This window comes from Chryseobacterium gambrini (assembly GCF_900156825.1).
Taxonomy (GTDB): Bacteria; Bacteroidota; Bacteroidia; order Flavobacteriales; family Weeksellaceae; genus Chryseobacterium; species Chryseobacterium gambrini.
This window is the reverse complement of sequence record NZ_FTOV01000005.1, coordinates 278,178-294,047: the sequence shown is the minus strand read 5'-3', so window position 1 is coordinate 294,047 and position 15,870 is coordinate 278,178. Positions and strand designations below refer to the sequence as shown.

Annotated in this window: 9 protein-coding genes; 6 read left to right on the top strand and 3 right to left on the bottom strand. The window is 35.6% G+C overall.

Going from position 1 to position 15,870, the window contains the following annotated elements; genetic code table 11:
• The first annotated feature begins 240 nt into the window (after nucleotides 1-240).
• Complete coding sequence (locus BW951_RS11975; protein WP_076393053.1) at nucleotides 241-3,018, top strand: COR domain-containing protein; 2,778 nt, start codon at nucleotides 241-243, stop codon at nucleotides 3,016-3,018.
• A gap of 154 nt (nucleotides 3,019-3,172) precedes the next feature.
• Here the strand turns inward: BW951_RS11975 and BW951_RS11970 are convergent, their stop codons facing one another.
• On the bottom strand, nucleotides 3,173-3,514 hold the full coding sequence (locus BW951_RS11970) for a helix-turn-helix domain-containing protein (RefSeq protein ID WP_076393051.1): 342 nt from the start codon (nucleotides 3,512-3,514) through the stop codon (nucleotides 3,173-3,175).
• A gap of 940 nt (nucleotides 3,515-4,454) precedes the next feature.
• On the opposite strand from BW951_RS11970, the gene BW951_RS11965 reads away from it, so the two are divergent.
• From BW951_RS11965 to BW951_RS11950, 4 genes are all read left to right on the top strand, one after another.
• Entirely contained in the window at nucleotides 4,455-4,988 is a 534-nt protein-coding gene (locus BW951_RS11965) for a hypothetical protein (RefSeq protein WP_076393049.1), read from the top strand.
• 404 nt (nucleotides 4,989-5,392) lie between these two features.
• Nucleotides 5,393-6,160, top strand: coding sequence for a nucleoside triphosphate pyrophosphohydrolase (gene mazG / locus BW951_RS11960; protein ID WP_076393047.1), 768 nt, complete (start codon nucleotides 5,393-5,395; stop codon nucleotides 6,158-6,160).
• A complete protein-coding gene (locus BW951_RS11955; protein ID WP_076393045.1) occupies nucleotides 6,161-7,240 on the top strand; it encodes an FUSC family protein in 1,080 nt (359 codons plus the stop codon). It begins immediately after the preceding gene.
• 2 nt (nucleotides 7,241-7,242) lie between these two features.
• A complete protein-coding gene (locus tag BW951_RS11950) occupies nucleotides 7,243-8,115 on the top strand; it encodes a hypothetical protein (RefSeq protein WP_076393043.1) in 873 nt (290 codons plus the stop codon).
• Nucleotides 8,116-8,563: 448 nt separating this feature from the next.
• Here BW951_RS11950 and BW951_RS11945 read toward each other — a convergent pair whose 3' ends face one another.
• The gene (locus BW951_RS11945; RefSeq protein WP_076393041.1) at nucleotides 8,564-12,280 is read right to left on the bottom strand and encodes a metallophosphoesterase; all 3,717 of its coding nucleotides are present in this window, start codon (nucleotides 12,278-12,280) and stop codon (nucleotides 8,564-8,566) included.
• A gap of 26 nt (nucleotides 12,281-12,306) precedes the next feature.
• On the opposite strand from BW951_RS11945, the gene BW951_RS11940 reads away from it, so the two are divergent.
• Nucleotides 12,307-13,479 carry a Pycsar system effector family protein gene (locus BW951_RS11940; protein ID WP_076393039.1) on the top strand — a complete coding sequence of 391 codons (1,173 nt, stop codon included), beginning with the start codon at nucleotides 12,307-12,309 and terminating at the stop codon, nucleotides 13,477-13,479.
• Nucleotides 13,480-13,526: 47 nt separating this feature from the next.
• Here BW951_RS11940 and BW951_RS11935 read toward each other — a convergent pair whose 3' ends face one another.
• Nucleotides 13,527-15,830 carry a GAF domain-containing protein gene (locus BW951_RS11935; protein ID WP_076393037.1) on the bottom strand — a complete coding sequence of 768 codons (2,304 nt, stop codon included), beginning with the start codon at nucleotides 15,828-15,830 and terminating at the stop codon, nucleotides 13,527-13,529.
• Between the last annotated feature and the right edge of the window lie 40 nt (nucleotides 15,831-15,870).

Sequence of the window (15,870 nt, the reverse complement as noted above, 5' to 3'; positions counted from 1 at the left end):
ATAAATAGAATTTATCAAAACTAAGAAATAATTTTAATGAAATAGCCCAAAGCTTTTGAGAGTAAATAAAGCTAATTGGAGATTTTTGATAGTTGGGCTGAGATTACAACTAACTTCGGAATAAATTTTCAAAGGACTTATTTGGTTAGCACAATTTCATTGTTTGAGAAGGTTCATTTATTATTTAATTCATTGTCTAAAAATACTAATACTTTGCTAAGCAATACTAACTAAACTTGTATGAAACCACATATCAAAAATAAACTAAAAGATCTAAAATATAATACACATAAAGTTCAACTAACCACTGGAAGGTTAAAGAGAATTCCTAATGAGCTAAAAATATGTACAGAGATAAAGTATTTAGATTTATTTGGTAATTCAATTCCAGAAATTCCAGACTGGTTTTTTCAATTTAAAAGATTAGAGCATTTAAGTTTAAAAAATAATATTCTTAAAGAATTACCAACTATTGTATTTACTCTTGAAAATATTAAATATTTGAACTTAGGAGATAATCAAATAAATTTGATAAGTGGTCATTATTTTGGAAATTTAATGGATATTGAAAAAGTTGATATTAGCTATAATCAAATAACATCAATCTCTGATGACTTTGTAGAATATCCAAAATGCAAAGACTTGAGTATTAAAGGGAACAGATTACAAGTGTTCCCGAGCGCAATTAGTGATATTAATACTTTAGAAAAGTTAGATTTATCCGAGAATAAAATAAGCTCAATAGAGGATGATGCATTTGATTGTTTGGAAAATTTAATTGAACTTGATCTAAGTTTTAATGACCTTAAATATTTGCCAACTAGCATAGGCAAGCTTAAAAAGTTAAAGAGATTGAACTTAAGCGGAAATAAAATTTCTTCATTGCCGAAGGAGTTTGAAAATCTTACCTCGCTTGAATTTTTGGATTTTGATAGTAATCCAATTGGTAAAGTTCCAATAGAAATTTCCTCTCAAGGAGCTTCAGGAATCATAAACTATTATTTATCTCTAGGTGATAATGTACAATTATTTGAAGCAAAATTATTAATAGTTGGACAAGGTAATGTTGGAAAAACTTACTTAATGAATCGTTTAATACATAATTCAATACCTGAAACTAATACTACAGAAGGAATTGATATAAAATCCTGGAGAATAAAGACTCTGTCATCACCTGATTTTAGAGTTAACGTATGGGATTTTGGAGGTCAGGAAATTTATCATTCAACACATCAATTTTTCCTAACAAATAGATCTCTTTATCTATTAGTTTGGGAAGCGAGAACTGATCAGCATTTGATTAGTTTTGATTATTGGCTAAATGTTATTCGTCTTTTGAGTAATAATTCTCCTATTATAATTGTATTAAATAAGATAGATGAGAGGATAATTAATATTGATGAAAGGTCATTAAAAGCAAAATTTAAAAATATTGTTTCGTTCCATCAAGTTAGTGCTAGTAGTGGGAAGAATATTGATTTGCTAACAACAAAAATTGAAAATGAAATCAATTCTCTACCATTAATTGGAGATAAGCTTCCTAAAGTTTGGTTAGAAATAAGAACAATATTGGAATCCTTGGATTCAAATTATATTTCAGCAGAAGAATATTTAAATATTTGTAATCAACACGGCTTATCTAATCAAAGAGCACTTTTCTTAAGTCAATATTTTCATGATCTTGGGGTTTTTCTTCATTTTCAAGATGATAATTTGTTGAGAAATATCTTGTTCTTGAAACCAGAATGGGCTACAAATGCTGTATATAAGATACTTGATTCTAAAGAAGTTATAGCTCGTAATGGCGAATTTGATCCTGATATGTTAGATTCTATTCTTTATGAATTTCCGCGTGATAAACATCCATATATAGTTACGCTAATGAAGAAGTTTGAATTGTGTTTTGAAGTTGAACAAAATGTTTTTTTAATCCCAGAGTTACTTAAACCTGAAAAACTTGAATTTGATTGGGATTATAATGATAATTTACGGTTTGAGTATCATTATGATTTTATGCCTGCAGGAATAATGGCTAGATTTATCGTAAGAACAAGAAAATTGATTTTCGATAAAACCTTCTGGAAAAATGGAGTAATTATTCAAAGAGAAAATACAAGAGCATTGATAACTACGGATCAATATTCTCGTAAACTATTTATTTGGATTCATGGAAATATTGCATCTTTTTTACTTGAAATCATACGCAAAGAGTTAAATGATATTCATCAATCCTTAAATTATCCTGACGTTCCTGAAAAAATTCCATGTAACTGTCCAGAATGTATAAATTCAATGACTCCTCACTTATTTAACTATGTTTTTGTACGAAAAATAGGAACGGAAAATATTTTCAAGACAATACCATGTGAGGTAAGTGCTACAGGAGTAAACGTACATAAACTCCTAGGCTTATATAAAATTGATAATTTAGAACCAGAAAATAATGCAATGTATTCACTTGATAAGATTCTTAATGATCTTATTGAAGTAGGATCACGAATTCTTGAAAGAAAATTTCAGAAGCAAATTGAAAATTTAATTAATGATGATATAGTTGATTTGTTGAGAACACAAGGACATAATGTTGCCGATCAAACGAGATCCGGAATTTCTAGCAATGGTAAAGATGCAGGCGAAATAGATATAATGATTAGAATGAATAATGGAATTCCTGTTACTATTATTGAATGTTTTAGACTTGAAAGTTGTGGACCTAAGAACACCGTAGTTTCAGGACATCTCATAAAATTACTTTCAAAATATGATACACATGAACTTCAACGCAAGTTTATAATTGTATTTGGTGAGGCTGAAAGATTTGATAATTTGTGGATTAGTTATTCTCAATACATTAAGAATTTAAATTCCAATGATAATTACGGTGATAAGTATCCTATTTCAGGATTTAGTGTAAGAGATGAACTGCATAATTTTGCAAATATGAAAGTTGGTATTTCCAGACATGATAATAATGGGGAAACTGTTGAAGTTGTACATATATTGTTGAATATGAAATAATAATTATTAAGCAAGAATATGTATCTGATACATATAAAAAGTGATATTGAATAAATTAAATTGTAAATATATGTCAGAAAAGGAAAGTGCTTAAAACTGAATATTAAACGATTTTATATACCAACCAAAAACTCCTGAAAACTCAGGAGTTTTTTTATTCAATCCCCTCAATTCCCACCACTTTACTTTCCATCACCTTTGTTCCGCTTTCGTTGTAAACCTGCTTCACGGTTACTTTAATTCGGTCGTGTTGTGGAAAGTCCATGAGTTCGGAAATATTTTTGTAGCCGAATGCTTTTGCCAGTAACGTAATATGGCGGGTAGAGTATTTTTGATGTTGCTTATAAGATTCAACATTTCCTATAAATTTTTTAGCAACTCCCATCTCGATGCTAAGTGTTTCTTGAGACCAACCTTTTGATATTCTTAATGTCTTTACATGTTCAATAAAAGCAAAATCAAATTGATAAGTCTCAAATGTAAATATTTTTTCCATTTTTTTTACCCTACTATAGTGTGGTATAAATTATTTTTTTTATATTTGTATCAGCGAATTAGCAAAAGCCTCAAAAGCCTAATTGAAAAGACGCATTCCAAGCCGACAACAAAAAGTTCAGCACTTTTTCGTCGGTAAAAATGGGGTCTTTGGATAGGTTTCAGTTACAAATTTTCAAAATACACAGATGATGAATAAGAAGATCTCAACCCTGCTGTTTTCAGCACCTCCCGAATAAACGGAGTTCTGCTGCAAAACCAACAACAGCGCTACACCGAGACTGCCCGCAAACGCAGGAAGTCGGAGTACAGTTTTATCCAAAAACCTTTACCCTTCGAAATTCCTTTACGCCTAAAGGAAAGCCGAAGTACGCTAAAAATCACCCTTAAAAGTACTGGCTTTCTTTTAATTTTCCAAATTATTTTCATCCCGAAAGGAATTTAAAAAATGCAGAAGGTTTCTCTGCCAAAGATCGGGAAGCGCTGTTGTTCCATTTGGCAAACTTTTGTCATCAGAATAAACTGATTTTAGAATTTTTTAAAGGGCTTGTTTAAGCTTTTTATAAATAAAAATATTCTTGTTGGAAAACGCGAAGGCGCAAAGTTTTTTTATTCATATCAAATCTTTAAGGCGCAAGAAAATCAAAGATTTTCGATAAAGGATGATGTTTAAATTTAAGAATAAGAATAAGAATAAGAATCTATATAAATATTGGAAAAACGCTAAGGCGCAAGATTTGATAAAAGTCCTATTCTTTTAAGACGCAAAGAGAAAATCAAAGATTTTCTTTTATAATGTTGATGATAAATTTTATCGCAGATAAAATCCTTGCGTCTTAAAGCATACTATTTTAAAACAACTTTGCGCCTTTGCGAAAAACCAACCTATTAAAAACCAACCTGTTGAAATTCATAAAAAACGATAACCCAAAAACAGACTCATGAAAAAGAAAAAAACAGATTTCGAAGCCAAATTCTGGTCAGGAACGAGAAAACATACCGCCATAAATTTACTGGAAACCTTTTTCCAGTTCAATGATCCTGCTGCAACAAAAGAAACCCTAAATGAAATGGTTCAATCTTCAGTACAGAAAAACACCCGAATTGCAAAAGAACCCGCCGAAATTTTCTATTTGTACCAATCGTTACGGTCATTCATTCTCGTTGCTCATCACATCGCGAAAAAAGGTAAAAAAGGGAAGTTTAAAAACTCAACGGAAATCAGTTTTCCCAAAACAACAATGAGCCTTTCAGAAAAAGAATACCGGAATCCGCTACGCGTATTTCAGAACGCTTTTAAAGTCTGCACTTTGCAGGATTTTGATGATTTTCTGTCGGCAACAGCCTACTTCTCGTTGGGAAATTTCAGTTGTGAAACGGAAAAGAAGATCATCATTCCCTACTTCCAGCTCATAAAATTACTGGAAGCCGCCCCGCTGATTGTGGGAAATTGCCATAAAAAGATGAAGGGATAAGGTTGGCTGAGCGTAATCGGTTGCTGAGCGGAGCCGAAGCCAACCGCAGAATGTAATGAAACCGCAACGTTGGCTTCGACTTCGCTCAGCCAACCATGATGGTTTGTAGAATAAAACCAAGAATCATAATGGGATGAGCAAAACTGTTGGCTTCGACTTCGCTCAGCCAACTATGATGGTCTGTAAAATAAACTCAAAATCACAAAGGAACGAGCAACACCGTTGGCTGAGCGGAGCCGAAGCCAACTATGATGGTCTGTAGAATAAAACCAAGAATCACAAAGGAATGAGCAACACCGTTGGCTGAGCGGAGCCGAAGCCAACGACAACCCTCATTTATTTCAGGACAAAAGAACTTTCACAAAGATTTCACGTAAATTTGTAAGACTTGAATTCTCAAACGTATGAATACCAAACAGGAAAAACTGGAAGCTTTCGGAAGATTATTAGACATTATGGACGATCTGCGCGAAAAATGTCCTTGGGATCAGAAGCAGACGCTGGAATCGCTCCGCCATTTAACGCTGGAAGAAACCTACGAACTTTCGGATGCCATTTTGCAGAATGATCTGCACGAAATAAAAAAGGAGTTGGGAGATGTACTGCTTCATCTGGTTTTTTATGCCAAAATAGGCTCTGAGAAAGGCAGTTTCGATATTGCGGATGTCATTAATTCTTTGAACGAAAAATTAATTTTCCGCCATCCTCACATTTACGGAGACACGGAAGTGAAAGACGAAGAGGAAGTAAAACAGAACTGGGAAAAACTTAAACTGAAGGAAGGAAACAAATCTATTCTGGGCGGCGTTCCGAAAAGTCTGCCGAGTCTTGTAAAAGCCTACAGAATTCAGGATAAGGTAAAAGGAATCGGTTTCGAATTTCATGATGCTGAAGATGCGTGGAAAAAAGTGGATGAAGAAATTCAGGAATTTCATGCGGAAACAGATCTGGATAAAAAAGAGCAGGAATTGGGTGATGTATTTTTCTCATTAATCAATTATGCCCGAATTTCAGGAATCAATCCCGATTCTGCACTCGAAAGAACTAATCTTAAATTCATTTCAAGATTTCAGAAAATGGAAAATTTAGCTTCAGAACAGAATCTGAATCTTGCCGATCTTTCTCTGGAAGAAATGGATGTATTGTGGGAAAAAGCTAAACGTTTACAGTAAATGAAGGTACAGAACCCGACGCAGAAAAGATTTCAGTATCTCTTGGAGTTTAAGCAGACGGAAAGGAAATGGCATTTTCCTTTTCTTGCCGCGCTGTGCATCGGAAGCTGCCTTTTTATCGGATATTTTTTAGGAAAACCGAATTACGGCGCGCTTTCGAGTTTGGGCGCTTTAACGATTTTATATTTTACTTCTGCGCCGATTACACAGAGAATGATTCATCTCGCGATCTGTGCTTTCGGAATTGTTTTCTCTTTTACGGTAAGTTCTTTTTTCGGGTTTAATATTTATTTTGCCGCGCTGTCGGTTGCCGTTATTTCTTTTCTGGCGCATTTTATTTCTTCGTATTTTAAAATTCCGCCACCGGGAAATTTTTTCTTCATTATGGTCGCAGCAATGGCGAGTACCTATAAGTTTGATCTGGAAATGATCCCCACAAGAGTAGGACTGGTTGCAATGGGAGCGATACTTTCCTGTTCCTTTGCTTTTCTGTACTCCGTTTTTATTGAAAAAAGCAAAGTGCTAACCGTACCGAGAAGAAGTTTCAACAAAAGAAGATATACAAAATTTGTAGAAAGTACCATCATCGGGTTTTTTATGGCGCTTACTTTAATCATCGGTCATCTTCTGGAATTTAAAAACACTTACTGGATTTCCATTGCAGCAGTCGCCATTATGCAGGGCAGGAATTTTGAACACGTCCGACAGAGAAATATGCACAGAATTCTGGGAACTTTCATTGGAATTGGTTTGGCATGGGTGATTCTTTTGTTTAATCCCGAAAAGATCGTCATGATTGTTATCATCACCGTTTTACAGTTTATTATTGAATTGTTAATTGTAAGAAACTACGGTTTTGCAGTGGTTTTCATCACGCCTTTAACGATTCTTCTGGCGGAAACAGCAAGTGAAATTCATCATGATGTGGAAATTTTAATGAAGGCAAGATTATTGGATACCATTATCGGAAGTCTTATTGGTTTGGCGGCAGGATTTTTCCTCCATCATCAGCAGATTATTAATAAATTAGAGAAAAATATAAGGTTCTCTTATTTTCAGTTTAAAAAATTAAAAAAATAAATATGTTGCGCATCGTCGTTTTATCGTCATTTTTACTGTTGAGCTGTAATCCCAAAGCTCAGGAAGCTCCCAAAACCGATGATCTGAAGGTTGAATTTTCTTTGCCTAAAAAACTAAAGGAAGTTTCCGGTATTACTTTGTCTCAGGATAGCAATACAATCTGGGCAATTGAAGATCAGGGAAATAAAAACGTTATTTACGGAGTAGACCGAAAAGGAAACCTTACGAGTGATGTTCTGGTAGAAAATGCAGAAAACCACGACTGGGAAGATATTACCAAAGATGCAGCCGGAAATATCTACATCGGCGACTTTGGAAATAATGATAATGACAGGCAGAATTTATCGATTTTAAAAGTTGATTTAAAAGATGCCTCCCAAAAATCCACAAAAGTTACCCAGACCACAACTTTTCACTATGAAGGACAGACGGAATTTCCGCCAAAGAAATCCAACTGGCTATACGATTGTGAGGCTTTCGTAGAGATGAATGGAAATTTCTACCTTTTCACCAAAAACAGAAGCAAAGGTTTCGACGGCACTTTTTTAGTTTTTCAGGTTCCTAACAAAGCAGGAGATTTTGAAGCAAAACTGATCGGGAAATTAAAACTTGACGGAGGATACAGCGATGCGGCAATTACTTCCGCAACCATCAACAGCACGAAAGATAAAATTGTTCTCCTGAACCATAAAAATATCCAGATCCTCACCGGTTTTTCAGCAGATGATTTCAGCAAGACCAAGATTGAAAAAGTTTCACTCAACCACAATTCTCAAAAAGAAGCCATTGTTTTTGCTGATGATAAAACTTTACTTATCGCCGATGAAAAGGATGGGAAAGAAGGCGGAAATGTGTATCAATTTAGTTTGAAATAAATGAATTTAGACAGATAAAACCTCATGCAGAATGATGTCATGCTGAAAGGCTCTCAACAACGTATTTTCAATAATGAAAAATATATTTTAATTGTCTGTTTTTATCAAAAAGACTTCGACAGGCTCAGTCTGACACAATCATAAAACAACAGTTAGTATTAGGAATGTCTTGCTGAGCCTGTCGAAGTATAATGAAGTAAAAGATCTTTGCTCCTTTAGGAGCAGAATCTGTGTAGAAATAAGAATTAATTTATAAATCAATCCGTAGGATTGATATCTGTAATACGATAAATGTTCTAAAGATAGCGTTCCTACGCAACGCTGAACCTACTTCTAATATGATTTCTACACAGATAAAACTCCAAAGAGTTTTCTGGCATTTTACTGTAAACTTTAATAACAAAATCCGCAGAAACTTTCTGCGGATTTTTATCTTAATTGTATAACTTTAAAACGTCATTCCTACACCTCCGGAAATTCTTCCTCCGTCGCTTCCGTAGAAATAATTCAGTCTTGCGGAGAACATTTCTACAATACTCAGCCAGAATCCTGCGCCTACAGACTGATGCCATTTTTTAGAGTCCTCATTGTCATTCCACACTCTTCCGACATCATATCCCAGTAAAACGCCCATGTTTGCCGGAACAATATTGTTTTTTACCCTTCCAAAATCCCAACGGATCTCCGAGTTATTGGTAAAATAGGATTTTCCTGAGAATCGGTCGTTTCTGAAAGCTCTCATTCCGTTGTTTCCGCCGATGGCTGCAGCCTGATAAAAATCAAAATTGTTATTGTTGATCCACATTCCGTTGCTGGAGTTGGCAAAAACAAAATTTCCGCGGCTGTCTAACCTGTGATCTATGGAAAGCGTTCCTTTTAAGATCAGAAAATTTCTTTTGGTATCGGCAAGATTGGTTTTCCAGTCTGCATTTACTTTAAATTCCATTCCCATAGTCGGGAAAGCGTTGTTATCCAGATTTTTATAGCTGAAGGTATAATTTCCTCCTGCAAACTGCTGATTATCGAAAACTTCAGGTCTTACATCGGGTGAAAGATCTACAAAACGGTCGCCGTTTCGCTGTACTTTATTATTTTCAAAAGTCAACTGAAACTGGTTGAAAACATTCGACCAACTTTTCTTGGAAACAGAAGGTGCAAAATTGATCTTTGAAATTCTTGCCCTGTTGAATCTTCTGTCATCTGCTTCCTTATCATAGATACTTTCATTGGATAATCCGAAGAAATTTTCGGCGAAACGCGGCGTGGTAAATCCTGCATCAAGATTAAAATCCCAGCTTCCGATGGCTTTTTTAAAAATTCCTTTATAATAGGCATTAAAACCTCCGGTTGCCGTATAGTAATTAACTTTCAGGCTGTGCTTTTGGGTAAAAGGAGAGCGGATGAAATTGTTGACCGTGTAATTAACCAACGCACCGAGAATCACTCCGTCATCCGGATTGTAATCTGCATTCGGATATCCTGCAACAAAATTGTATTTCGGATGTTTGTAGTTGTAGGTATTGATGTCGTAATCGTCGGAAATGTTTTTTGTCGCACCGTTTGTATTGTACGTATTTTTCTGCGATTTAAAATCGTAGATCTTTACTTTGCTTCCATTGGAAACATTGTACGTATCGTGATTGTATCCTCCGATAAGACGGATATTCATTTTAGGTCTTCCCTCTCCGGAAACTTCGTAGATATCGTCATCTTCCAGTCCGTAGATCCAGAGTTCCTTCGTTTTGGAATCGTCATATGTTTTTTCGAAAACCAGTTCCGGATTTTCTTTGTTTTTGTCTAATTTATATTGCTTTACATTAACGGTGTTTGCCGTTTTTGTAATCACAAATTTATCAGGATTCACCGTTCCGGCAAGAGGAACTTTTTCCTGCAGTACCTCATAATATTGTGAAGCGTAAGTTGCTAATTTTGTCTTTCTCAGTTTCAGTTTTCGCTGAATATCTGCAATGGTTTCATCCTGAACTTCTTTCGGAAGATTGGCAAAGGTTTCATCAATATCTTTATCCGATAAATGTTCCTGTATGTATTTCGCCTGTGCAATCCAGTCTTCCTGCGTAGAACCTTTTAGAAATACCAAATCCAGAGGATAAGGTTCCATAGCAAGCCATTTTACACTTTTAATATCATCTTTAAAGGTTTTCATGTGGCGGATTGCCGGAATATTCATAATGATTTTAAAAGCAGCTCCGTCGTATTTACTGAAAGCCTGATCTCTGTCTTTGGCAATCGGTTTGTAGACTACTTTGTCGCCTTCTTTATATTCCGCCCATTTCCATTGGTCAGAATGTCTGTCCCAGTCACCGATTAGCATATCAAAAATTCTTGCTCTGATGTAGGTTTCTTTATCTACGGAATATTTGTAATTTTTATTGAAATTCTTCAGAACATCATCTGTGGAAAGAATATCTGTTGCGTTATCCAGCGAAGCCAGCGTTTTCGGATCAGAAGAAAAACGTTCTTCGATCATGTATAATTCGTCCCCGTAGTTCAGATTGTATTCTCCCAGAGCTTTTTGCTTAGGAATATAAAACAATCGTGGATTGCTGTGGAAAAGATCAATCTTATCTGCCATATTTCCTACCGCAAATGGCGTAAAAGGATGGTTGGTTGTATAAAAATCCAAGAGGAATTTCTCAGGAAAGGTATTGTTCAGCTCGTTCCCGAATGTACTTTTCTTAAAAGCCATATTGTTCAGAAAACGGACTGCGCTTTTTTTAACGCCTCTCATCACAAATTCCTGTCCGTCCTGTGCTTTCAGTCTTAAACTGTTAGACTGGTTTCCGCCGCCTTCACGAAAAGGAGTATAACCACCGTCAAGCGTTGAAATATTCGCAGTCGGAGCTTCAATAGGCATTCCGTAATATTTTCGGTAATGTTCTCCCCAAAGCCACGTATAAAATTTTCTTTTTTTCGTTAATTTTTCAGGATAAATGGTTGAGGTTATCTCAGAAGGAAAAGAATTCGGGTAATTATTAACAAATTCTTTCGGCTGATCGATCACCTGAATGTGCGAAAGCTGTTCCAGCGTATTATTTTTTGTTGAAAAATATTCTACATCCGAGCTTTTATCTTTTCTGATATTCAAAACCGCAAAACCGCTTCCTCCGTAAGAAAAATCTGTTTTCTCGCCAATTGTTGCAGGATCTACTTTAGAACCGGCACCGCTTACGATCTGTCTGATGTTTCTGAATTCGTGATACTGTAAATTATGATCGTGCCCGGAAACAAAAATGATGTTTTCCTTTTCCTGAACAATGCTTTTTATTCTGTTGGCTAAATCTGCATAATGCTGGTTGTTGAGATCTTCAGGACTTACTCCCGATGAACTTCTTACCACATTGATGAGACTGGCAACTCCCGGAGCCGGAATTTTACTTTTCAGCGGAAAAAGATGAGATTTTGCAGAGGTATATCCTGCATGAGTTCCGGTGCTGATAATCGGGTGATGTAGCGCAACGATAATTCTTTTGTCCTGATTTTTATTAATTAAATCTTTAAACTCTGTGAAAAGATCTTCCCGCGTTTTAATATCGCAGTTTTTATTAATTCCCGGATAGTTGTTCCAGTTGACCAGAGCCCACTCCGTGTCGATTACAATCAGTTTGATGTCTTTGGTAAGATTAATATCATCAATCGGGCATGAATTTTTAGGAAGGAATGCTTTTTTATCGTTTAAATAATTTTTTACGAGTTCTTCCTGCGCTTTTAAGCCGTCCAATCCGTTGTACCAGTCATGATTTCCCGGAATAAGGAGTGTTTTGCCTTTAAAGTTTTTTACAATGGATAATTGATCTTCCAGTTTCTGTTTTGCCAGTGGATAATTTTTATCAGATTCTTTTGGCATTCCGGAAGGATAGATATTATCGCCCAAAAAGATCAGCATCGAATTGCTGTCGGCTTTTTCAAGCTGGCTTTTTAACAGATTCAGGGTGTTCTGAGCCTGTGCTTCGTCTGCATTTCCGGCATCGCCTACGAGAAATATTTTAAAATCGGTGGCAGATTTTATATCAGAATTTTTAATTTCAGATAAGTTTTTACCCTTTTTTACGTTATATGTTGCGCAGGAGTAGAGAACTCCGGCAGACAATGCTACTCTGATCACCAGAGAAGTATTTTTTAAATGAGTTTTAAAGGATAAATTCATAAATTTACATTAATAAAATTTCGATGATGAATATTTTACAAAAAGCAAAAGACTATGTCGAAACCTTATTCAAAGATAAACTATCTTCAGTATATTCTTATCATAATTTTATACATACTACCTTCACGGTAAATAAGGCCGAAGAAATTCTCAGAAGCACTCCTCTTTCTGAAGAAGATCAGGAAAAAGTGATTCTGGCTCTTTGGTTTCATGATACTGGTTACATAGAGTGTGCCAAAAATCATGAAGAGGCAGGTGTAAAGATTATGAAAAATTTTCTGCAGCAGGAAAATTATCCGGAAAGCTATATCGAGGATGTTTCGAAGCTTATTTTGGCAACCAAAATAACGTACGTTCCGCAGAATCTTCTGGAAAAAATAGTGAAAGATGCAGACTGCAGCCATTTTGCAAGCCACGATTATAACGATATTTCCGATGCATTGAGGAAAGAATGGGAGCTTACGAATGTACGCTGCTATTCTAACGACGAATGGAATGCAGGAAATCTGGATATGCTTAAAAATAAGCATCAGTTCTACACAGAGTATGCAAAAAAAGAATGGCAGCCTCTGAAGGAGAAAAACATTAAAAAAATTGAAAAGAAGTTGGAAAAAGACGAGGATAAAAAAGAAAGTTCTGAAAATAAAAAGTCGAAAGAAAAAGAGCCGAAATCCGACAGAAGTGTAGATACGCTGTTCAGAGTTACGTTAAGCAATCATACAAGGCTGAGTGATATTGCCGACAGCAAAGCGAATATTCTTCTTTCTGTAAATGCGATCATCATCTCGGTTTGTCTTTCCGTTCTGGTTCCGAAGCTGGATACGCCTAAGAATTCGCATTTGATTATTCCAAGTTTTATCCTGCTTTTATCTGCGGTTCTTACCATCATTTTTGCGATCTTATCCACAAAACCGAATGTAACAAAAGCAAAATTCAGCTTACAGGATGTTGCCGACAGAAAGGTGAATCTTTTATTCTTCGGAAATTTCAACAGGATGATTTTTGATGATTATCAGAATGCAATGAATGTTCTCATCAAAGACCGCGATTATATCTATGATTCTATGGTGAAAGATTTGTATTTCCTAGGAAAGGTTTTAGACAGAAAATACAGGCTTTTATCCATTACATACAAGATATTTATGGCAGGAATTGTAATTTCTGTTTTGTCTTTCGGATATGCGTTTTTAAGTCTTTAGATAAATACGAAACAAATGAAGAAGCTCACCCGACCGGATGAGCTTTTTTATTGTGCTAATGAAACTCTTAATGCTAAAAGTCCTGTAATTCCCTGCAAGTCTTCTACTTTTAAGAATTCAATGTCGTTCTGGAGAACTCCTTTCTTTTGTAACTTATTGATGTAATCCAGATATTCTCTCTGGTTTTCCATCCCGAAATAAACGATGGTTATTTTTCCGGGACAGGTAATTCTGTCGTCTGAATCTTTTACGTGCGCTTTATCGAGCCGTTTTTTAATGATTTCATAGTACGAGTTATAGGCTCCGTCTACATCAAAACGTTTTTCATCCATTCTGAAGCGGATATCTATTTTTTCGTTATACACAAAAATCAGCGAGGCAATATCAAGACACACCGGAAGATCTTTTTTGAAATTCCTGAATTCAATTTCCATATTGCAGATTGTCTTTAACTGCCAGTAACGAAGTTTGTTAACAATTTTTGAATGGTAATGAAGATCGGGCGCAATGTTTTGTCCGGTGTACAAATTATGCTCCACCCCGTCTGATTTAAACCGTTCGTAATAGTGCGGAAAAATCTGCTGTGCCTGTATCTGGGCTTCATCCAGAACATCCGCCAGTTTTCTGTTGACCAAGGTTATCGAATCATCCAGACTTTTCCTGTTGGTGTAAAAGAGATCGGTCTGGCTAAAAACCTGTGCAAAATAATCTTTTATTTTTGCCTTTACTTCACTGGAGGATTTTACTTCCAGTTTAGCCTGAAGATAAGGATGAATTTCTTCTCTTACCAATCGCTGGAACCGTTGTTCGGTATCCGCTTTTATTTCATTGTTGAGTTCATTTTCAAAAATATCTAAAGCCAGTAAAAACTTTTCCGAATCTGAATGGGTTAGATTAAAAATCTCGTGAAGACCATCAATCTGTTGGTTGAGGTCTTCGAGCATCAGATTATACCTTTTTTCCGAAGAAGAACGGATGTCTGAAAAGCCAAAGAGCGGAGTAAGATTTTTAAATGAAATCTCTTTTAAAGAATATATTTTATTGCCAAGCGAAGCATTGAAATATTTTTCGGCTTCGTTTCTGAATTTCCAGACCACGCTGTCGTGAATCGTTGTATATTCACGCTGAATGATCGCCTCGATCTGATAATTTTTTTCAAAACTGAATCGGCTCAGCGAGAAAATAATCATGTTGCTGAACGATTCCATTTTTTTCAGTTTCAGACCGTTGAAACTGTTCGGAATGGGGGAGGTAAATTCCATAATAGCCAAAAGCTCATTGTCTTTCACAATCGGAATAACCATAAAGCTGTTGATGTTATTTTCCTTTAAAATGCTGAACGAAGGTTTTGCTTTCGCCTCTTCATCTAGATGGTTGAGGTTTGAGATGACAATAGGCTTCGGATTGTAATGCAGATTGATGATTGTACTTTTCCTGGTGTTTTCGTCTATGGCATTGATCCAGAAGTTCAGAATATGATTGGTGAAAATATTTTCATACACCGGCATTTTTTCCAGCCGCTGTTCTTTCTTATTGTAAAGCATCAAACCAAAATTCAGCTCTGCAATATCAAAGTAAGATTTAAATATTTCAATAAGGTTTTTATCCTGCGAGAAATTTTCTGTATCTACTTCAATCATGGTAGATTTCAGATCAGACAGGGCTATTTCTGTAGTGCAGTCTACCAGAGAAATAATGGTAAAACCTTTTAAGATCCATGATTCCGGAGGGAAATATTTTCTCCAGAGCTTAAAATCGTCTAAGTTTTCCAGCAAAATATCCAGAATTTCATCCGAAGGTATTTTTGTTCCTTCAGCCGGATAGATTTCCGTGAAATCTGCATTCACGGTAATTTTATAGTGCTTCATGATTCCCTGCGCATTGGGAATGTCATAATAAAAAGGAATGGTACTTTTGATGTCTTTTTTAAAATAGCTCTGTAAAATAAGACAGCAGCAGAATACATAAAATTCGTCGTCATCAATATCACGCATCTCGATTTCAAAGTCTTTTCCCGCATCTTTTAAGATGGCTTTAAAACGGTCTGTATAATTAAAGGTGATATTGGAAACCGGAACGCTTGCCGCTTTTATTTCGTTGTTTGTAAGTCCGGTAGGGAAGAGGTCTGCAAGCAAAAGCTTGATGAGGTCTTCGTTTTTTTCCAGAAAAGATACTTCCTGAAATCCCTCGCGGAATTCGCTGAAATTTTTGGTTTTCTCAATTAGAGATTCAGCATAATTGGCGCGGTATTCCAGACGGTCGTTGTACCGAATGTGTTCCAACACATCCAAATACTTTTTGAATGAAATAAAAACCTGAAATGGAGTGTCTTTTTTATATAGCTGTGACACAAAAACTGAAATTTAGAGTAAAGGTAAAAAAAAACCACAA

Excerpts from the sequence above, each read along its gene's own strand:
- BW951_RS11975 (WP_076393053.1), top strand. The coding sequence starts at position 241 with ATGAAACCACATATCAAAAATAAACTAAAAGATCTAAAATATAATACA.
- BW951_RS11950 (WP_076393043.1), top strand. The coding sequence starts at position 7,243 with ATGTTGCGCATCGTCGTTTTATCGTCATTTTTACTGTTGAGCTGTAAT.
- BW951_RS11970 (WP_076393051.1), bottom strand. The coding sequence starts at position 3,514 with ATGGAAAAAATATTTACATTTGAGACTTATCAATTTGATTTTGCTTTT.
- BW951_RS11965 (WP_076393049.1), top strand. The coding sequence starts at position 4,455 with ATGAAAAAGAAAAAAACAGATTTCGAAGCCAAATTCTGGTCAGGAACG.
- mazG (WP_076393047.1), top strand. The coding sequence starts at position 5,393 with ATGAATACCAAACAGGAAAAACTGGAAGCTTTCGGAAGATTATTAGAC.
- BW951_RS11945 (WP_076393041.1), bottom strand. The coding sequence starts at position 12,280 with ATGAATTTATCCTTTAAAACTCATTTAAAAAATACTTCTCTGGTGATC.
- BW951_RS11940 (WP_076393039.1), top strand. The coding sequence starts at position 12,307 with ATGAATATTTTACAAAAAGCAAAAGACTATGTCGAAACCTTATTCAAA.
- BW951_RS11955 (WP_076393045.1), top strand. The coding sequence starts at position 6,161 with ATGAAGGTACAGAACCCGACGCAGAAAAGATTTCAGTATCTCTTGGAG.